This window comes from Nitrosomonas communis (assembly GCF_900114745.1).
In the GTDB taxonomy this organism is placed as follows: Bacteria; Pseudomonadota; Gammaproteobacteria; order Burkholderiales; family Nitrosomonadaceae; genus Nitrosomonas; species Nitrosomonas communis_A.
On sequence record NZ_FOUB01000044.1, the window covers coordinates 1 to 19,977 of the forward strand.

The 19,977-nt window shown below is 44.9% G+C and carries 15 protein-coding genes; 7 read left to right on the top strand and 8 right to left on the bottom strand.

Annotated elements, in window-relative coordinates; translation table 11 throughout:
- Positions 1–483, top strand: a 483-nt coding sequence (locus BM122_RS14380) for an IS5 family transposase (RefSeq protein ID WP_143083457.1), incomplete at its 5' end; no start/stop codon positions are given.
- Between the two features lie 161 nt (positions 484–644).
- On the opposite strand, the gene holA is transcribed toward BM122_RS14380, so the two are convergent.
- The 3 genes from holA to leuS form a co-directional block, all read right to left on the bottom strand.
- Positions 645–1,664 (bottom strand): DNA polymerase III subunit delta, encoded by a 1,020-nt coding sequence (gene holA, locus BM122_RS14385; protein WP_074906249.1) that lies wholly within the window; start codon positions 1,662–1,664, stop codon positions 645–647.
- Between the two features lie 52 nt (positions 1,665–1,716).
- Positions 1,717–2,211 carry an LPS-assembly lipoprotein LptE gene (locus BM122_RS14390; RefSeq protein WP_371264930.1) on the bottom strand — a complete coding sequence of 165 codons (495 nt, stop codon included), beginning with the start codon at positions 2,209–2,211 and terminating at the stop codon, positions 1,717–1,719.
- Positions 2,212–2,449: 238 nt separating this feature from the next.
- Complete coding sequence (gene leuS, locus BM122_RS14395; protein ID WP_074906251.1) at positions 2,450–5,050, bottom strand: leucine--tRNA ligase; 2,601 nt, start codon at positions 5,048–5,050, stop codon at positions 2,450–2,452.
- 313 nt (positions 5,051–5,363) lie between these two features.
- Between leuS and BM122_RS14400 the strand changes: the two genes are divergently transcribed.
- Positions 5,364–6,164, top strand: coding sequence for a M48 family metallopeptidase (locus BM122_RS14400; RefSeq protein ID WP_074906253.1), 801 nt, complete (start codon positions 5,364–5,366; stop codon positions 6,162–6,164).
- Positions 6,165–6,596: 432 nt separating this feature from the next.
- Here the strand turns inward: BM122_RS14400 and BM122_RS14405 are convergent, their stop codons facing one another.
- Positions 6,597–8,036: an ATP-binding protein gene (locus BM122_RS14405; protein WP_074906254.1), complete on the bottom strand. Its 1,440-nt coding sequence runs from the start codon at positions 8,034–8,036 to the stop codon at positions 6,597–6,599.
- Between the two features lie 843 nt (positions 8,037–8,879).
- Between BM122_RS14405 and BM122_RS14410 the strand changes: the two genes are divergently transcribed.
- Together BM122_RS14410 and BM122_RS14415 are read left to right on the top strand one after the other, a co-directional pair.
- The gene (locus tag BM122_RS14410; protein ID WP_074906255.1) at positions 8,880–9,749 is read left to right on the top strand and encodes a phosphoribulokinase; all 870 of its coding nucleotides are present in this window, start codon (positions 8,880–8,882) and stop codon (positions 9,747–9,749) included.
- An 85-nt stretch (positions 9,750–9,834) separates the two neighbouring features.
- A complete protein-coding gene (locus tag BM122_RS14415; RefSeq protein WP_074906256.1) occupies positions 9,835–12,072 on the top strand; it encodes a UvrD-helicase domain-containing protein in 2,238 nt (745 codons plus the stop codon).
- Positions 12,073–12,191: 119 nt separating this feature from the next.
- Here the strand turns inward: BM122_RS14415 and BM122_RS14420 are convergent, their stop codons facing one another.
- The 4 genes from BM122_RS14420 to BM122_RS14435 all read right to left on the bottom strand — a co-directional run bounded on the left by BM122_RS14420 (position 12,192) and on the right by BM122_RS14435 (position 15,409).
- Complete coding sequence (locus BM122_RS14420; protein ID WP_256212078.1) at positions 12,192–12,965, bottom strand: BPSS1780 family membrane protein; 774 nt, start codon at positions 12,963–12,965, stop codon at positions 12,192–12,194.
- Between the two features lie 262 nt (positions 12,966–13,227).
- Positions 13,228–14,181, bottom strand: a complete 954-nt coding sequence (locus tag BM122_RS14425; protein WP_074906258.1) for a homoserine kinase — start codon at positions 14,179–14,181, stop codon at positions 13,228–13,230.
- A gap of 81 nt (positions 14,182–14,262) precedes the next feature.
- Positions 14,263–14,637 (bottom strand): DUF2782 domain-containing protein, encoded by a 375-nt coding sequence (locus BM122_RS14430; RefSeq protein WP_074906260.1) that lies wholly within the window; start codon positions 14,635–14,637, stop codon positions 14,263–14,265.
- A 52-nt stretch (positions 14,638–14,689) separates the two neighbouring features.
- Positions 14,690–15,409: an LOG family protein gene (locus BM122_RS14435; protein ID WP_074906261.1), complete on the bottom strand. Its 720-nt coding sequence runs from the start codon at positions 15,407–15,409 to the stop codon at positions 14,690–14,692.
- A 16-nt stretch (positions 15,410–15,425) separates the two neighbouring features.
- Between BM122_RS14435 and polA the strand changes: the two genes are divergently transcribed.
- The 3 genes from polA to BM122_RS14450 are packed head-to-tail and all read left to right on the top strand — an operon-like array spanning position 15,426 to position 19,848.
- On the top strand, positions 15,426–18,164 hold the full coding sequence (gene polA, locus BM122_RS14440) for a DNA polymerase I (protein ID WP_074906263.1): 2,739 nt from the start codon (positions 15,426–15,428) through the stop codon (positions 18,162–18,164).
- Between the two features lie 41 nt (positions 18,165–18,205).
- Positions 18,206–19,513, top strand: a complete 1,308-nt coding sequence (locus BM122_RS14445) for an aminopeptidase P N-terminal domain-containing protein (protein ID WP_074906264.1) — start codon at positions 18,206–18,208, stop codon at positions 19,511–19,513.
- Positions 19,510–19,848, top strand: coding sequence for a hypothetical protein (locus BM122_RS14450; protein WP_074906266.1), 339 nt, complete (start codon positions 19,510–19,512; stop codon positions 19,846–19,848). The genes BM122_RS14445 and BM122_RS14450 overlap by 4 nt, the downstream gene beginning before the upstream one ends.
- Positions 19,849–19,977 lie beyond the last annotated feature (129 nt).

Below are 19,977 nucleotides of genomic sequence, written 5' to 3' on the forward strand. Positions count from 1 at the left end.
ATGGATGGCAGTTATGTTAAAGCGCATCAACATAGTGCGGGAGCAGCGAGTCAAGAATCGCAGGCTATCGGGAAAAGCCGTGCAGGCAATACCACCAAGATCCATTTAGCGGTCGATGGTTATGGCTTGCCAGTTGAGTTTGGAATCACCGGTGGAGAAGTCAATGACTGTTCTGCCGTACCTGATTTGATTGCCAGGTTGCCTGACGCAAAAACAATAGTTGCGAACAAGGGCTATGACAGCGAATGGTTACGGGAACAGATAACGAAGAAGGGGGTTCAGGCTGTGATACCGAGAAAGCGCAACTCGTTGAAGGGTAATGCAGATATGGATTGGGATTTATATAAATATCGGCATTGGGTGGAGAATGCTTTTGCCAGGCTAAAACAGTATCGGGCAATAGCAACGCGATACGGCAAACTGAAGCGAAATTACGAGAGTATGGTAGCCATAGCGTGTGGATATCTGTGGCTACCTATGTGAAATGTCAACAGACCCTAGGGAAATTTAGCGATTAATCGCGTTGTTATTCCATATCTAAATCAAAACCGACTTTGTCGGCCTGACTTTGTCGACTTTACCTTGCCGTATTATTTATACTGTCTACGGCTCGCCTTCGCGTCAGATTTGATTTAGAAATAGAATTAATGCATAAAAGACTGGCGCGTTGTGAGGCGCAAGCCAAACTGTAGTAATTCATCCCAAATATCACCCCGGGCAACACCCTTGATGATTCTATCGATGCTCGCTGCATGCAACAGTGCTTGTAACAGTAATCGAGGCGGCAAGCGTTTTACAGCTGCCGTCATGATTTTTTGCTGCTGATTCCAGACGCGGCTATCTTTTAACGCCTGGGCAAGTGGCTTGCCTGCATCCAGGGCCTGATGGATAAGCAGCAGCGTGCGTATAGGTTCAGTAAGTGTACTCAGAATCAGGGGAGGGGGGGTGCCTTCGCCTTGCAGCCCTTCCAAGATACGCGTATAGCGCACAGTATCTGCTGTCAGCATGGCCTCGGGCAGACTAAATACATCATAGCGTGCGACATTGAGCACAGCATTCTTGATTTGCTCGAAAGAAAGCATCCCAGATGGATAAAGTAAAGCAAGTTTCTTGATTTCCTGCTGAGCCGCCAGAAGATTGCCCTCCACCTTATTTGCGAGAAATTGTAAGCTATCGGGTGCAATTTGCTGCCCTTGGGTATCGAGACGTTGTTGTATCCAGTTGGCTAGCCGGGCGTGTTCTATCGGGTCAACCGTGACCATCACACTCGAATGATCCAGCGCCCTGAACCATTTGCTTGCCTGTGTTTGCTTATCGATTTTAGGTAGCATGATGAGCGTAATGGTATCAGCAGATGGGGTCTGACAGAGTGCTTCGATAGCGTTACCGCCTTCTTTGCCAGGTTTGCCCGTAGGAATACGTAGATCAAGTATTCGCCGTTCTCCAAACAATGACGATTGACAATGCCAGCGCTGTATATTTGACCAGTCGAAGCGGTGATCTGCCGTAAAGATATCGCGTTCTGTGTAGCCGTGTTGGCGAGCCTGATGGCGAATCGCATCCGCTGCTTCCACCGCGAGCAACAACTCGTCGCCAGTGATGGTATAAAGCGGCATGAGCTGTTTACGGAGTTGACGAAACAATTGATCTGAGTTAATGCGCATAAATTAAACCGATGAGAGCGGCGTAAAAATCGGTATTTTCTAAAAATAATCCTTAGAGTTTGACTGCGGCCATTCGTCGAATGAGCTGTTGCACGGCATCTCCCTGCATATCTTTGTATAGCATTTCCTCTTCTGCTGCTTTGGCCAATACCTGGGCATCTAGGAAAGGAAGTACGCGTGTCAGAACGATTTCATCCACGGGTGTAAGGGCTTCACCTTTAGCATCAAGCAGTCGCGCAGAAACGCGATAGATCAACTGGAATTCCCTGACACGCCCACCGGTCGAAAGAGATAATATTTTCTTCTCGTTGACCGCACTGAGAATTTGAAGTACCGCCTGAGCCTTTTCTGGTTTTCCAACCACTTTAGTCGTAGTACTGACACGAATGGCTCGCTCCATATCCAGCCCGATAGTGTGGCCGGGTGGGGCAGCGACATAAATAGTGTCAAACGGGAGAGTAGAGATTTGCCCACGCAAACGGAAGCCGCAGGCGGTGATGGCTAGGATAAGACTAATAACAAGCAAGATACGGATGAGTTTCATCATAGGGATACTGTTTATTTCTGGTATAAAGCCATCGTTGGAGCCTATTTGGTCAGCAATAATTCAATGCGTTACCTCGCCCTCTAAGCGATGCCCTCTAACCGGTTGTTGAAAACCTTTCAATATTAACGCTGTGCTGTTAAAGGCAGGTGCAAAATAGTCATTTATCAGGTATGAACTCCGATTTTTTGCCTGTTTTTACCTACCAGCGAGTGTTTTGAATATGTTTTTCAATAGTTTGTTAAACGACAATATTGACTAATCTCCCTGGAACGACAATTATTTTTTTCACTGACTGTCCTGTAATGATTTTCTGAATATGCGCATGATCCAATGCAATATGTTCGATAGTGGTACGATCTGCATCTTTGGGAACACGTATTTGCGCACGTAATTTACCATTGACCTGCACGACTAGCTCGATATCATCCTGCACCAGCGCCAGAGGATCAACTTTGGGCCACGATTGATCGAGCAATTCGGTGCCTGGCCTAAGTTCCCGCCAAAGTGCATGACAGATGTGCGGGACGATCGGTGACAGCAGCAGGACAATGCTTTCCAGTGCTTCTTGCATGAGTTGTCGTGCAGTTAAATCGTTATCTTGTAGTTTAGCTAGCTCATTCATCAATTCCATTACAGCAGCAATGGCAGTATTGAAGGTATGACGACGATCGAGGTCGTCCGTTACTTTGGCTATGGTCTGGTGAAGCTGGCAGCGCAACGATTTGAGTTCGGGTGGCAGTGTTTCTGCAAAGGGTTGTCCATCAGCTACACCGCTTCGCTGTAAGTGGCTATAGGCCAATCGCCACAGGCGTCTCAGGAAACGGAAGGCGCCTTCTACACCGGTATCGGACCATTCCAGTGTTTGGGTGGGAGGGCTGGCAAACATCATGAACAATCGCGCTGTATCCGCACCATAGGATTGGACTAATTCCTGTGGATCAACCCCATTATTCTTCGATTTTGACATGGTGCCAATGCCACCCGATTCAACGGGTTGATTATCCGCACGCAGCACAGCGCTAAATCGTTTGCCTTGCTCGTCAAAATGAATATCAACTTCCGACGGATTGAAATAGCTGATACGACCTGCAGCTGTTTTCCGGAAGAAAATCTCGTTTAATACCATACCCTGCGTCAGCAGGTTTGTGAAAGGCTCATCAAAGGTGACCAATCCCAGATCACGCATGACTTTACTCCAGAATCGCGAATAGAGCAGATGCAAAATGGCATGCTCAATTCCGCCGATATACTGATCTATCGGTAACCAGTAGTTTACCCGCAAGTCAGCCATGGTGGAGCCCTGATCCGGGCAGGCATAACGAATGTAATACCAGGAGGAATCGACGAATGTGTCCATGGTATCGGTTTCACGGCGGGCAGCCTGGCCACATCGGGGACAGGCGCATTCATAAAATGAGGGCGATTTTGCCAGTGGATTACCCGATCCATCGGGTACCATATCTTCTGGCAATACCACAGGAAGCTGATCATCCGGCACCGGAACGACGCCGCAATGATCACAATGAATCAATGGAATTGGACAACCCCAGTAGCGCTGGCGGGAAATGCCCCAATCACGCAGGCGATAACGCACGCGTTTTTCGCCTAATCCTTTTTGTTCCAGGGCAGTTGCAATCGCATCGACTGCAGCTTGAGATTCGAGTCCAGAAAATTCCCCCGAGTTAATGGTAACACCATATTCGACATAAGCCTGACTAAGCGCTGGATCGATTTCACCATCTTTAGGTTCGATCACTACCTTGATGGGTAAAGCATATTGGGTGGCAAATTCGAAATCGCGCTCATCATGTGCTGGCACGGCCATGACAGCGCCTTCCCCGTAGCTCATGAGTACGTAATTGGCAATCCATACCGGCAGAGGCTCTCCCGTGAGTGGATGAAGTACGCACAACCCGGTATCCATCCCCTTTTTTTCCTGGGTGGCAAGGTCAGCTTCCATCGTGGCGCCGTGTTTGCATGCTTCAATGAATTCAGTCAGCTTTGCGTTATTCTTTGCCGCATGGAGCGCAAGGGGATGCTCAGCGGCCACTGCGACATAAGTCGCTCCCATCAAAGTGTCTGCGCGCGTGGTAAATACTTTCAGATCCTGGGGGGTGCCAGATTTTTTATCGGCAGGAAAAATAATATCGACACCGTAGCTTTTACCAATCCAGTTAGCTTGCATGGTTTTCACGCGCTCAGGCCAGCCGGGCAGTTTGTCCAGATCGTTGAGCAGTTCATCCGCATATTGAGTGATCGCCAGGTAGTAACCTGGTATCTCGCGTTTTTCTACCAGTGCGCCAGTACGCCAGCCGCGCCCATCGATGACTTGTTCATTGGCAAGTACGGTTTGATCGATGGGATCCCAGTTCACCACCTGAGTTTTCTTGTAAGCGATTCCTTTCTCCAGCATGCGCAGGAATAGCCACTGATTCCATCGGTAATAATGAGGATCACAGGTTGTAATTTCACGATTCCAGTCGATAGCCAGGCCTAGACTTTTTAATTGCTTGCGCATATAGGCAATATTATCGTATGTCCATTTGGCTGGAGGGACGCCATGTTGCATGGCAGCGTTCTCAGCGGGTAGTCCAAATGCATCCCAGCCCATAGGTTGTAAAACGTTATATCCCTGCATCCGGCGATAGCGAGACAATACATCCCCTATGGTGTAATTACGAACATGGCCCATATGCAGCTTACCCGAGGGGTAGGGAAACATCGACAAACAATAATATTTAGGCATGCCAGGGTTTTCCGTCACATTGAATGTGGCGGTCTTTTCCCAGTATTGCTGTGAATCTTGTTCGATTTCCTGAGGATGATATTTTTCTTGCATATAACGAATTCCCTGGCACTAGAGACAAAACCATGATTATACCGTGAACAATGCGCTTGATATGCTTCAACTGCTCATGATAGCCTCAGAGCGTGTGAATTAATCAACTGTGCGCTCTAAATAGCTATGTTGGGCAGATACTCGATTCTTGCCTATCAATTTGATAGGTAGTTACGCCGAAACTTCTTGAACTTGTTTTCTCGTCTCTGCGTGCTGTTTGCCTTGCTCTTGGACCGCTCGTAATGATTCCTTCATAAGCTCTCATCTCAAAACTGAAATCTCAAAACTGAATACTTATTGAGGAGATTTTCAAATGCTCATTCAACTATGCTTAAAAATGTTTTTACTCTTGTTATCCGTTTTACTTCTGACTGCATGCGCCACAACTCCAACTGGTAGAACGCAACTGGCTTTTATGCCAGATGCAGAGGTGAATAGCATGGGATTGCAGGCATTTGAGAATTTAAAACATGAAAAACCGATCAGTCGCAATGTACAGGACAATCAGTTTGTGCATTGTATAGCCAGTGCCATTACACGAGAAGTTGGAGGAGAGTGGGAAGTGGTTGTTTTTGAGGACCCGGCGCTCAACGCATTTGCCCTACCCGGTGGAAAAATTGGCGTATATACTGGTTTGATTAATCTGGTTGATAATCAAGATCAATTAGCTACGGTTATCGGCCATGAAGTCGGTCATGTTTTGGCCAGACATAGCAATGAACGCCTGTCCCAACAATTAGGTGCCCAGGCTGGAATATCCTTGATTCAGGCGATAGCAGCGCCGCAGACAGCTATGGGTCAGACTGCAGTCAGTTTACTGGGGATCGGCGCGGAGTATGGGATCATCTTGCCGTTTAGTCGATTGCATGAAAGTGAAGCTGATACGATCGGATTGGACCTCATGGCCAAAGCGGGCTTCAATCCTGCCGAAAGTATTGCATTATGGTTAAAAATGGCGCAAGCAAGTCAAGGCCCTCGTCCTGTCGAATTCCTCTCGACGCATCCCTCCCATACTACGCGTATTCAGGATCTGCAAGCACGCTTACCGCAAGCACAACAGCTGCAACAGCAAGCCAAGGCTGCAGGCAAGAGCCCGCGTTGTGTAAAAGGATGATTCCATACGTTGGTGGCATACAGCTATCTTGCTGATATTGGTATTGGGGGAAGAAGTACGCCCGACTTGATTAGTCCAGATATTTCGACAAGACACGGGGTGATGGTGAGGGGATTGGCGAGCAGCTTTACGTATTCCGCGACTATTGGCGCGAAGTGGGGACGGAAAGATGCCGTAAAAGTCCTACCAGTTGAAATTTATTTGATAAACCGCCGAGATTCAATGCCATCCTTGGCTTTAGACTAAAAAACGGTAACTGCTCCCCATTCCATTTCTAAATCAAAACTGACTTTGTCGGCTTCATCTTGCCGTATTATTTATATTGTCTGCGGCTCGTCTTCCGTCATTTTTGATTTGGAATTGGAATTACCTATGATTCATTAAATGGTGAAGTAAAGCAGACTATCAATCTGCTTTATCCTCAACATAATGTCATAGCTCGACAAAATAATTGGCTGCAGCGGAATCTACAGTCTCTGGGGTAAATTCTGGAGTCCGCTTCAGGAATTTGGCATGATCGATGATATGCTCCATTAGATCGCGTGGATGGCTACCCACCAATGGTCTATTTTGTTTACGATAATAATTATTTAATAGATATTCGGTTACTTCCCCGTCATACTGAACGCTTTGTTTATGGCAGATACGCCGCAGAATCTCCTTGAATTCATCTTCGGTCTGGTATTGCACATGGATCTTATGGCGAATTCGCCGTAAAAACGCATCGTCAACCAAATCTAAAGGATTTAAATTGGTACTAAACACAGTAATCTGATCAAAAGGTATTTCGAATTTCATACCGGTATGCAGCGAAGGAAAATCCACACCACGCTCTAATGGGATAATCCAGCGGTTAAGTAGCTGGCGTGGCTCTATTCGTTGCCGGCCAAAGTCATCCAGGATAAAGACACCATTCCCTGCCTTCATATGAATAGGTGCTTCATAGAATTTGCTCGAATAGTCATAACGTAATTCCAGCATGTCAAGCGTGAGCTCACCCCCCACCATCACGACTGGACGGTAGCATTTTTTCCAGCGCGGATCATAGGCTAGATTCATTTTAAGATCGAGCGATGAATTTTCTGATGTTTTCTGATTATCGACAGGTATATGAATAGCTGGATCAAAGAAACGTATAACTTGTCCTCCCACCTCTATAGCCTGTGGAAGATAAACTTCGCCTGGTATTCCATGTCCTAACGCTTCTGCAATACTGGTTTTCCCAGTTCCCGGCGGACCATATAAAAAGATTGAACGGCCTGAAGAAAATGCAGGGCCCAATTGACTAAGTAACTTATCGCCAATAACTAAATGCTTTAAAGAAGAATTAATCCACTCATTATCCAGTTCAATCTGACGAACACTTTGCCTTTCCAGCATGAACGTATAATCTTCCAATGGAACAGGCGCAGCCCCGACATATAAGCTAATCTTAAATGCTGCCTCTGCTCTTTCTCGCCCACGCTGAGTTAATTCAAGTACCTGAGTGCTGCTGGTGTAAGTGGAAGAAGTCCGAATAGCCACTAAATGATCCGCTCTCATTTGCTCAATCAATTCCTCTATGACACTAAAGGGTAGCGAAAGCATACTTGCCATGCGTGGTGGGGTAAATGTTCCTGCTTCCAGATATGCCGCCTTAAGCAATAAATCGACTAGATAAACTTCGCTCAAACCAGTGTCAATTATTTTTAGGGGTACGGGTGGAGCAGGATATAAGAGTTGATCTAACTGTTCCACAGTAAGAAAACCCAATGATGCGATCGCATTAACAAAACGCACATTGTGACGCCGCTGGAATGCAATCGTCTGATCTAGTTGTTCTGTAGTCATCAAACCCTCATGAATGAGCAGCTCACCTACCGATTTTGCCATGCTATATACCCCTTATTAAGAAACGTGAGTTCGACATAAGAAAAGCTGTAAAATAGACCTGTATACTTTAGATCTGAATTCTTTATGATGATGTAATTCTGGAAAGGAATTTCATCACTAGAGGAGCCAGATTCCGATGGATACTATAGCGATTTTTTGTGAGATTGACGACTTTTGTAAAGGGTTTTGAGTGGCAGTATAAGAGTCGCGTTTATTAGTTTCTATGGGTTTAATTCCATTTTTAAATCAAAACTGACTTTGTCAGCTTCACCTTGCCGTATTATTGATACTGTCTGCGGCTCGCCTTCGCGTCATTTTTGATTTAGAAATGGAATTATGTCGAACTCACGGTATTTTATTAAAATCTCACCTGATGGGTGATGATAAGAATTTCTCAAAATACCTTAACTTATATGGGTCTTGAGCGATTTAACGGGCTTCTTCAACTGAGGAAAACAGGGTAAGGGTACAAGCTGGGCCTGGTGAAATACCTGGATAAATTCTCTCCTATTTATATTTTGAAGTGACTACCTGCAAATTAATGTGGAAAGAAGGTATCATATAAAGTTAATGCCTGTGAGTTTGTAAAAAAATTAGTTACACGATTAGTTACACGTCTTGGGAGCTGCGTTGGGCGGTATTTAAACTTTGACTTCGCCTATTTTTTGGTATGTGTCGGGTATGTAATGCGGTCATGTCAAAACTTGTTAAACTCGTTTTCTTGTGCAGCATGCTGTCTGTTTTGCTCTCAGCCACGCGCTACAATTTTTTTACAAACTCTGTAGCTTGGAGATTATCTGGAAATTGAGGATTTTTGTTTATATTTAAGGAGATAGTAGTAAAATGTCGCAAAAACATCCCGTTATTGCCGTGACTGGTTCATCCGGTGCTGGCACATCCACGGTTAAGAATAGTTTTGAGCATATCTTTCGTCGAGAGAAATTAAATGTCGCTATCGTGGAAGGGGATAGTTTCCACCGCTACGACCGGGAATCCATGAAAAACGCAGTTGCAGAGTCAGAGAAAAGCAACGGGCGTGCTATCAGCCATTTTGGCCCAGAAGCAAATGAATTTGAAAAATTAGAAACCTTATTCAAAGAATATGGTGAGACAGGGTCAGGTATGACCCGTTTGTACCTTCACAATGAAGAAGAGGCTGCTCCTTACAACCAGAAACCCGGTACCTTCACTCCTTGGAAACCACTCGCAGCAGGAACCGACTTTTTGTTTTACGAAGGTTTGCATGGGGGAGTCAAAAGCGATACCGCGGATGTGGCAAAGTATGTGGATTTACTCGTGGGCGTCGTACCCATCGTCAATCTTGAATGGATACAGAAAATCCACCGTGATACCAGTGCGCGTGGCTATTCTGCAGAAGCCGTAACGCAAACAATTTTGCGTCGTATGCACGATTATGTGCACTATATTACCCCGCAGTTTTCACGCACCCATATCAATTTCCAGCGGGTTCCCACAGTCGATACTTCCAATCCTTTTATTGCTCGTGATATTCCGACGTTGGATGAAAGTATGGTGGTGGTCCGTTTCCGTGATTACAAGAATATAGATTTTCCTTTCTTGTTAAATATGCTTCATGATTCATTCATGTCACGCCCCAATACCATAGTGGTGCCGGGTGGCAAAATGGGCTTGGCAATTGAATTGATTCTGACACCATTAATCCTTGATTTGGCTGCAAAAAGTAAACAATAATTCTTCAATCCCTGCCTGGGGAAAGTAATGAGTTGTATGATAAGTTATCATTCAGGCAGGGAACACCAGTGCTGCTTTCTGAGTCATGATTTCGTTACTTTCTGGATTGAATCCAGAACAACTTGAAGCTGTCACACTACCGTATCAGTCGGCATTAATACTGGCCGGCGCGGGTAGTGGTAAAACACGGGTGCTGACCACACGCATTGCCCACCTGATCCATTCAGGTCAGGTGAGTCCAAATGGTATTCTCGCGGTTACGTTTACTAATAAAGCGTCCAGAGAAATGATGGCACGTATCGCTGCGATGCTGCCTATCAATACGCGCGGGATGTGGATTGGGACTTTTCATGGTTTGTGTCATCGCATGCTGCGCGCACATTATCAAGATGCTGGATTGCCAAAGACATTTCAAATTCTCGATATAGGCGATCAGCAGGCAATTATCAAGCGAATGCTGAAGGATCTGGCTGTCGATGAGAAAGCATTCCCACCTCGGCAAATCCAATGGTTTATCAATCATGCCAAAGAAGAGGGGTTGCGTGCTTCTCAAGTTGAGGCGCATGATAGTTTCACGCGCAGGATGCTCGAGTTTTACCGTGTGTATGAAACATTATGTATGCGCGAAGGTATGGTTGATTTTGCCGAACTCTTATTACGATGCTATGAACTACTGACGCGTAACGAGATTCTGCGTCATCATTATCGTGATCGTTTCAGCCATATCCTGGTAGATGAATTTCAGGATACCAATCGGTTGCAATACCGCTGGCTCAAATTACTGGCAGGTGTGGATTTACCGAGATCTGCTGTCGTGTTTGCGGTAGGGGATGATGATCAAAGTATCTATGCATTCCGCGGGGCTCATACTGGGAATATGCAGGATTTGGAACATGATTTTGCTATTCAGAAAATTATCAAGCTGGAGCAAAATTACCGGTCCCATGGCAATATTCTGGAAGCAGCTAATGCCTTGATAGAACATAATCGCGGGCGCCTTGGCAAGAACTTGTGGACTTCTGAAGGGCATGGTGAGCCCGTGCGTGTGTATAACGCTGTGACAGATTTTGATGAGGCTGCCTTTATCGTTGATGAGATCAAAGCACTGCATTCTGAGGGTGTTGCGCTTTCCGATATCGCTTTGCTCTATCGATCCAATGCTCAGTCTCGCGTATTAGAACATAGCCTATTCAATGCTTCATTGTCTTATCGAGTTTATGGCGGCATGCGCTTTTTCGAACGTCAGGAGATCAAACATGCTCTTGCCTATTTGCGATTGATTGCGCATCCTGATGATGATCATGCGTTATTACGGGTGATTAATTTCCCGCCTCGTGGCATTGGTGCGCGCACTTTGGAACAATTGCAGGATGAGGCCAAATTGCATCAAACGAGCTTGTGGTCAGCAGCCCTTAACAAGAGTGGCGGCGAAACAACCGCTATATCTGATGAAGGTAAGGCCAAAAAAGGACTGCCAAGCTTTGTTCATCTGATCATGATGATGCAGCGTGCTTGTGCCAATTTGCCGTTACCTGAGACTATCCGTTACATGCTGACTCACAGTGGGTTATTGAGCCATTACGGTTTGGAACGTGATGGCGCTGAGCGACTGGAAAATCTGAATGAATTAATCAATGCGGCGACCAGCTTTGTGCATGAAGCTGAAGATGACAGTCTAGTGGCATTTCTTTCCCATGCCTCACTCGAAGGAGGTGAACATCAGGCAGATCATCATCAGGATGCCCTACAGCTTATGACTGTCCATGCAGCCAAAGGACTGGAATTCCATACTGTATTTCTAAGCGGATTGGAAGAAGGGCTGTTTCCACATGAGAATAGCCGAAATGAAGTAAATGGGCTGGAAGAAGAGCGACGTTTGATGTATGTAGCAATGACACGTGCACGGCGACGGTTATATCTGAGCTTTTCGCAAAGCCGCATGTTGCATGGTCAGACACATTACAATATTGCTTCGCGATTTATTACTGAAATACCCGATCATTTGCTGAAGTGGCTGCAGCCACTATCTAAAGTTAACAGCGAGTCTTTTCGATCTGTGAGTGAGCAGGCAGGATTTACCTTTGGCAGAAATTCATGGGGGCAGTCTGCTGGAAAAGAAGCGATACAGGAAAGATTGACAGCAAATTCATCAGAACAGTTATCCCGTTGGCGCATAGGACAGAATGTGTCGCATGCAAAATTTGGAACCGGGGTAATTATCAATTATCAGGGCGAAGGCGCTGACATCAGAGTTCAGGTTCAATTCAATCGCGCAGGAACCAAATGGCTCCTGCTGGAATATGCCAAACTAACCCCTTTGTAATGCCATTTCCAAATCAAAAATGACGCGAAGGCGGGCCGCAGACAGTATAAATGATACGGCAGAGAGTCGACAAAGTCAGGTTTGATGTAGAAATGGGATAACAAGGCTCATGTGCGGATTTACTGATTAACTTCTGTATCTTCTTCTTTCTTCTCTATCGCTTCTTTGTCGCTAAGCATGGATTCAGGGTGGAAAATATCCTGATAACTCACATAGATGGAGGCAAATACAGTAGGGATATAGATAAAGAGCCCTAGCCCATAAGGTATAATAGCGAGCACGCCCAGTATGATGAGCACAATGAAATAGATCTGAATGGGAATAATATTTTTCAAGCAGGCAAAAAAGCTTTTTCGTATGGCAATAATGGGTGGCATATTCTCGAACATCACCAATAAAGGTGCAAACCAAATTGCCATCATGAGTGGGATTGTCAGCAGTAATCCAGCGATTGATGCAGATAAAATGTTATCCATCACACCCATCAGCTCTTGCTCATCAAATCTTTTTCCATAGAGCAGCATATCGACCAGCGCGCTTCCTCCTATCATCATGAACACACCGATTATCAAAACTTGCCCTATTAGATAAAATCCTCCTAACGTAATCAGCGGTACGGTATTCTTTCTGAAACCAACCATTAAATGGCCTAGTTCTAATGGGTCACCCTGTTCCAGGCTTTTGCAGCCTACCATGATTCCAGCCATAAAAACTGGGGAAAGGAGCGTGAAGATAAATTTCCCTAGCACAGGCAGAAGCTCCAGTGTGGCAGCAATTAATATGAGTGTGAAACACAGCAATATCCAGGGAAAGGGGGATAAGCGAAACATATAAAAACCACTCAGTATCCATTGCAACCCTTGTTTCCCGGGAACCTGTCGAGCTTCTATCAATTTGTTCTCTCCAATAAATTTTGTTAGTTGATCTGAAAATATAATAACTTGCAAGAAATATTCTCTTTTGTAGGGAAGATGTGAATTAAAATGGATGAATCTAAAAATGATTTCTGCGAAAAGCATTCCATTATTCACATTTCCTCTCTGGTTATTCCATTTCTAGATCAAAACTGGCTTTGTCGATTTCACCTTACCGTATTATTAGACTGTCTGCGGCTCGTCTTCGCGTCATTTTTGATTTAGAAATAGAATGAGTTGATTAGTTAATCCAGATTTGCATCAATTTGGAATGATTAGCCAGATGGTGTTTCAGAATTTCTCTGAAATGCATGGGATCTTTCTTATGAGTAAGTTCTCCTTCTCGAGGCAAATGGTAATCATACAAACGTGATATCCAGAAACGTAATGCGCCAGCACGCAGCATTCGTGGCCATGCAGTATATTCCTCATTAACAAGGGGCCGTATACGGTGATAGGCTGCTAAAAGTGCCTGGGCGTGCATCTCGTCTAATACTCTATCTTCAGATATACACCAGTCATTAATGGTGATAGCAAGATCGTACAAGAATGCGTCATTACAAGCAAAATAAAAATCGATAATGCCACCTATTGATGTATCAGTGAATAATACATTATCGCGAAATAGATCAGCATGGATCACTCCCTGCGGGAGAGCCTCTGTCTGATGTAATACTTGAAATTGCAACTCTTCATTAAGTAATATTTGTTCCTCTCTCGTAAGAAAGGGCATCACTTCTTTTGTTGCCGTATTCCACCATTCTAAACCTCGTGGATTGGCCATTTTCATGGGATAAGACAAGCCAGCCAAGTGCATTCTGGCTAGCATTCCCCCAATCTCGGCGCATTGTTCGGCCGTGGGATGTTTCAGCGATTTGCCAGGTAGAAACGTCACAATACTGGCCGGTTTGCCATTCAATTCACCCAGTAGGGTTTGTTCGCGCGTAGCAATTGGATTGGGACATGGAATCCCTCGATGCGATAAGTGAGCCATCAGATTGAGGTAGAAGGGGAGTTCTGCTGTAGTCAGCTTCTCAAACAGCGTCAGAATGTATTTACCCAGTGTGGTTGTCACCAGATAATTGGTATTTTCAATGCCAGATGAGATGCCTTGAAGATCGACCAGTGTGCCGATGGGATAATCCTGGAGCCAGATTGATAGTTGTTCCTTGGTAACCGGAGTAAAAACAGACATGAATAAGTAATGAAAAAAGCGTCAATAAATAGATGTATGCCTCGCGTAGCTATTATTTTCTCATGTTAATCTCGTCTAGTTTCAGAATCTGTAAATTTCCCACATCGGAACGTTTACACCATAACCTTCAAGATCACCTCGATGTGGCTCACCCACGGGACTGCGTTTATTTAAAAGGTAGAATGGTTTGCCAATGCGAGGGATGACTTTGATCATATATAGCTGACCATTGATTCGGTATTCCTCCACAGTTTCTTCTTTACCTTTTTTAATGGTTACTTGCGGTTCCAGTGAAGGGTCAATCCCCAGATCAGGCAGTTCTGGTTCCTCACTTGGCGCTAAATCAGGTAGTTCAGGAAGGGGGGGGCGATCAGCTGGTTTCTGAGTAGATTGCGCAGAGACTGACAACGTAAAACAAATAGCACACAAAAATAGAATAGTCTTTATACGTTGCATGCTGGTTCCTGGAGAATGGGAATGTTCATTCTATCTTAAATAAAGTGAATTATTACAAATTGAGTTGCATTTCCTTTTCAGCAGCTGTGGGTTCAAAGCCAGAAGTTTCATAATATTTAAAGATTGCGTTGACAATCTCGACGGGCTCATCAATGATCTGAACTAAATTCATATCTTCTGGTAAGATATAGCCTTCATGGATGAGCACCTGCTGAAACCAATCAAGCAGGCCACGCCAGAAATCCGAGCATACTAAAATAATAGGCATTTTTCTTGTTTTACCAGTCTGGATAAGCGTTAGCGCTTCCATTAGTTCATCCAATGTGCCGAATCCCCCAGGCATGACGATATAAGCGGTCGCAAATTTGACAAACATGTACTTACGGGCAAAAAAATGACGGAACGTTTGACTGACATCCTGATAAATATTGCGGTTTTGCTCATGAGGAAGCTGGATATTAAGGCCGACACTGGGAGCCTTACCATAAAAGGCCCCTTTATTGGCAGCTTCCATAATGCCCGGGCCACCACCCGAAATGACTGAGAAGCCCGCATCCGACAATTGCCGTGCAATGGCTTCAGTTAATTTATAATAGGGGTGACTCGGTTCAGTACGTGCGCTCCCAAAAATGCTGACTGCTGGCTGAATATATTCTAGGCGCTGTGCACCTTCCACAAACTCAGACATGATTCCAAATACGCGCCATGACTCTTTGGTCGACCAAGGCTTCTCAAGAGTCATCACCGCGCTAAGTTTTTCTTGCAAGCTCATAGAGGTCCTTTTCTAGATGAAAACACTTTTGCTAGTTGATGGCTCATCTTATTTATATCGTGCTTTTTATGCACTACCCGATTTACGCAATCGACAAAATGAGCCAACTGGCGCAATTTACGGCGTACTTAATATGTTACGTCGCTTGCACAAGGATTACCAGGCAGATTATAGCGCGTGCGTGTTTGATGCAAAAGGCAAAACTTTTCGTGATGATATTTATCCACAATACAAAGCGCATCGTCCTCCTATGCCGGCAGATTTGTCTGCACAAATTACGCCATTGCTCGAATGTATCCAGGCAATGGGATGGCCTTTATTGATAATTGAAGGCGTTGAAGCAGATGATGTGATTGGGACGCTTGCCAAAAAAGCGGAGCAATCCGGTATGCAATGCATTATTTCAACAGGTGATAAAGACATCGCGCAATTGGTAAATTCTGGTATCAGACTCATTAATACCATGAGCAATGAGACTCTGGATGAGACGGGGGTACTGAAGAAATTTGGCGTAATGCCTGTGCAGATACTTGATTATCTGGCGCTGGTAGGTGATAGCACAGATAATATTCCAGGGGTTGAGAAAGTGGGGCCTAAAACTGCAGTGAAGTGGCTGACACAGTACGGCAGCTTGGATAATATCATCGCGCATGCCAATGAAATAAGCGGAGTCATCGGAGAGAATCTGCGCAAAGCAATACCCTGGTTAGAGATATCATGCGCATTACTGACGATTAAGTGTGATGTGAATCTTTCCGTCGATTGGGAAGATCTGGTGGTTAGACCACAAAATACTCAAAAACTGGTCGCCCTGTTTGAATGCTTGGACTTTAAAGCCTGGTTACGTGAGTTGCAGCAGAATGAGCCATCTGGCTCTGCTCTGTCAAATCCATTAACTGCTGCACTGCGCTATCCAAGCAGTGCGGTATCCATATCCAGTGAAAGCACATCAGTGACTTATGAAACGATTCTTACCGAAGATCAATTGAACAAATGGCTTGTGCAGTGCGATGCGGCACCATTAGTTTCGCTCGATACTGAAACGACTAGTTTGAATCCACTGCAGGCGCAACTGGTTGGAATGTCGTTATGTATAGAGCCGGGTCAAGCAGCTTATTTGCCACTGACACACTGTTTTCCTGGTGCGCCACAACAATTAAATATCGATTTTGTGTTAAACAAAATGAAATCCTGGCTTGAGAATCCAGCAAAATTGAAAGTTGGGCAAAACTTGAAATATGAGAAGCATATTTTGGCGAATTATGGCATCAACCTGAATGGTATTGCGCATGATACCTTGCTGCAATCGTATGTGTTGGAGTCCCATCATCCGCATAATATGGATAGCATGGCATGGCGCCATTTAGGTATAAAAACGATTACCTATGATGAAGTAACGGGTAAAGGTGCCAGCCGGATTGGTTTTGATCAGGTCATGCTGGATGAGGCGACGCACTATGCAGCAGAAGACGCTGATATTACACTGCAATTGCATCATTGCTTATACCCGAAGATAGCATGTCAAGCACAACTCGATTATATTTATCGCCATATTGAGATGCCGTTAATCAATGTGTTATTTCAGATCGAGCGTAATGGCGTGCTGCTGGATGTGGATCTTCTCCGGGCACAAAGTCGTGAGCTGGAAAAGCAATTATTGGCACTGGAACAGCAGGCTTGTTTGAGTGCCGGGCAACAATTTAATTTGAATTCAACCAAACAAATCCAGGAAGTTTTATTTAACCAGCTTAAATTACCGGTTATCAAGAAGACACCTAAAGGCTCACCATCGACCGATGAAGATGTTTTGCAGCAGCTCGCGCTCGATTATCCGCTACCTAAGATTCTGCTCGAGTATCGTGGCTTGGCTAAACTTAAATCGACTTACACGGATAAATTACCCCTAATGGTGGATAACACTACTCATCGGGTACACACCACTTATGCGCAGGCAGTTGCCGTAACCGGCAGATTGGCTAGCAATGAGCCCAATTTACAAAATATACCGGTCCGCAGGCAGGAAGGTCGACGTATCCGGGAAGCATTCATAGCACCGCCTGGCAGTCATGTTATTTCGGCGGATTATTCTCAGATTGAATTGCGTATCATGGCACATATTTCTCAGGATAGTGGATTGCTTAAGGCATTTGCTGCTAATGAGGATATTCATTGCGCTACTGCAGCAGAAGTATTTGGCGTACCAGTGGATCAGGTTAATCATGAGCAGCGTCGTTATGCTAAAGTAATCAATTTTGGACTCATTTATGGTATGTCTGACTATGGTCTGGCAACCCAATTAGGGATTGAGCGTAGTGCCGCGCGCCTTTATATCGATCGCTATTTCGCACGCTATCCCGGGGTCGCTGAATATATGCAGAGGACTCGACTGCAGGCAAGAGAGAAAGGATATGTCGAGACGGTATTGGGTCGTCAATTATGGCTGCCGGAAATCAACAGCTCCAATCACAATCGCAAACAGGCAGCGGAACGTGCCGCTATCAATGCGCCCATGCAAGGAACTGCAGCAGATATCATTAAGCTTGCCATGATTGCCGTACATGAATGGCTGATAAAGGAAAAGATGCACAGTATGCTCATCATGCAGGTTCATGATGAATTAGTTCTGGAAGTACCCTATGAAGAAGTCGATAGGGTAAAACAGGTATTGCCAGATTTAATGGAAAATGTCTGCAAACTTAATGTGCCCCTTCAAGTCGAACTAGGTGTGGGTAATAATTGGGAGCAGGCGCATTAGTCAGTGCTTTCCCTGAAATATCTTGTAAAAATTAAGCCAATATGGATCAAATCAAAACTTTTCGCGAGCGGCGCTTACGCTTACTGTCACAGATGCAGAAGGGAGTTGCCATTATTGCAACTTCTCCTTTAAGACTTAGAAATCGTGATGCTTTTTATCCCTATCGTTTCGATAGCTATTTTTATTATCTGACTGGTTTCTATGAGCCTGAGGCTGTCTTAGTTGTCATTGGCGAGAATAGTCAGGGAAATGCTGAGCAGATACTGTTCTGCCGGGAAAAAAATGAGGAACGTGAGATTTGGGATGGATTCCGTTATGGACCCGATGCTGCGCGTGAAGCATTTGGTTTTGATGCAACTTATCCCATAACCCAATTGGATGAATGGATCCCCAAATTACTTGAGAATCAGCCAACCATCTATTCCATGCTAGGGCAAAACGCGACATGGGATACACGCCTCATCAACTGGATTAACCAGGTGAGAGAAAAGGTACGCAGCGGCGTATCAGCACCCCACGAAATACGCGATATTTCTCATATTCTAGATGAAATGCGCTTGTTTAAAAGTGAGGAAGAGCTGCTGCTCATGCGCCATGCGGCGAAAATTTCTGCGGGAGCACATTGTCGAGCGATGCAGAAGACTAAACCTGGTATGTATGAATATGAGATCGAAGCCGAATTATTGCATGAGTTTCGTCGCTTGGGCTCGCAAGCGCCGGCGTATTCGCCTATCGTGGCAGGGGGCGCTAACGCATGTGTGTTGCATTATATCGAAAATAAAGCACAATTACAGTCAGGTGATTTGCTGCTTATTGATGCGGGTTGTGAATTTAATGGTTATGCAGCCGATATCACTCGTACATTCCCGGTAGATAGAAAATTTACTTCGGTACAAAAAGATATTTATCAGCTCGTGCTTTCTGCTCAAATGGCAGCCATTGCGGTAGTCCAACCCGGGAATACCTGGGATATGCCTCATCAGGCTGCTTTACAAGTGCTTGCCCAGGGATTTATCGATCTGGGGCTATGCCAAGGTAGTGTGGACAGTGTGATTCAATCAGAAGATTATAAGCGCTTTTACATGCACCGCACAGGACATTGGTTGGGGCTGGATGTACATGATGCGGGTGAATATAAACAGAATGGTCAATGGCGCTGTTTATCACCGGGAATGACTTTGACGGTGGAACCAGGATGTTATATTCGTCCGGCGGATAATGTTCCGCAGCATTTCTGGAATATTGGGGTGCGTATCGAAGATGATGTGGCCGTGACAGCTGTTGGTCATGAAGTGCTGACTATCGATGTGCCTAAAACGGTGGCAGAAATAGAGGAGTTAACACAATGAATGATAATTACAGAAAAATATTTATCCATAGGATAATTGATGATAAGCAGTCAGAGTCATCGAAGAATGGATCTACCCCTGGTTCACCTTGGCAACGCTGGCTATTTTTCTTGGCATTGATTCCTTTGTTTATTGGTGCCATGTTGCTAGGGATGGTCTTTTTTTCGATTTTTTTTGCTTTAATCGTGATAGTAGCTTCCGCCATAGGAGTAAGATTCTGGTGGCTGCGGCGCAAACTACAAAAATCTGGAAAGTTTGAGGAGAAAGAAAAATCGATTGAAATTGAAGATGCTGAGATTATTGAAACTAAAACAAAACAATCTGAACACAAATAATTCAATGATAAAATCTAAAGGCTTTGCTGATTTTACCTCGTTCTATTGCGTGATAGGGCTTGTTCTCTCTGCAATTTACTCAATCAATCCCCAGCAAGGCTGAGGATTGATTAGCAACCAGTCCTTTAA

Coding starts and splice junctions, on each gene's coding strand:
- holA (WP_074906249.1), bottom strand. CDS start 1,664: ATGCGCATTAACTCAGATCAATTGTTTCGTCAACTCCGTAAACAGCTC.
- BM122_RS14390 (WP_371264930.1), bottom strand. CDS start 2,211: ATGATGAAACTCATCCGTATCTTGCTTGTTATTAGTCTTATCCTAGCC.
- leuS (WP_074906251.1), bottom strand. CDS start 5,050: ATGCAAGAAAAATATCATCCTCAGGAAATCGAACAAGATTCACAGCAA.
- BM122_RS14400 (WP_074906253.1), top strand. CDS start 5,364: ATGCTCATTCAACTATGCTTAAAAATGTTTTTACTCTTGTTATCCGTT.
- BM122_RS14405 (WP_074906254.1), bottom strand. CDS start 8,036: ATGGCAAAATCGGTAGGTGAGCTGCTCATTCATGAGGGTTTGATGACT.
- BM122_RS14410 (WP_074906255.1), top strand. CDS start 8,880: ATGTCGCAAAAACATCCCGTTATTGCCGTGACTGGTTCATCCGGTGCT.
- BM122_RS14415 (WP_074906256.1), top strand. CDS start 9,835: ATGATTTCGTTACTTTCTGGATTGAATCCAGAACAACTTGAAGCTGTC.
- BM122_RS14425 (WP_074906258.1), bottom strand. CDS start 14,181: ATGTCTGTTTTTACTCCGGTTACCAAGGAACAACTATCAATCTGGCTC.
- BM122_RS14430 (WP_074906260.1), bottom strand. CDS start 14,637: ATGCAACGTATAAAGACTATTCTATTTTTGTGTGCTATTTGTTTTACG.
- BM122_RS14435 (WP_074906261.1), bottom strand. CDS start 15,409: ATGAGCTTGCAAGAAAAACTTAGCGCGGTGATGACTCTTGAGAAGCCT.
- polA (WP_074906263.1), top strand. CDS start 15,426: ATGAAAACACTTTTGCTAGTTGATGGCTCATCTTATTTATATCGTGCT.
- BM122_RS14445 (WP_074906264.1), top strand. CDS start 18,206: ATGGATCAAATCAAAACTTTTCGCGAGCGGCGCTTACGCTTACTGTCA.
- BM122_RS14450 (WP_074906266.1), top strand. CDS start 19,510: ATGAATGATAATTACAGAAAAATATTTATCCATAGGATAATTGATGAT.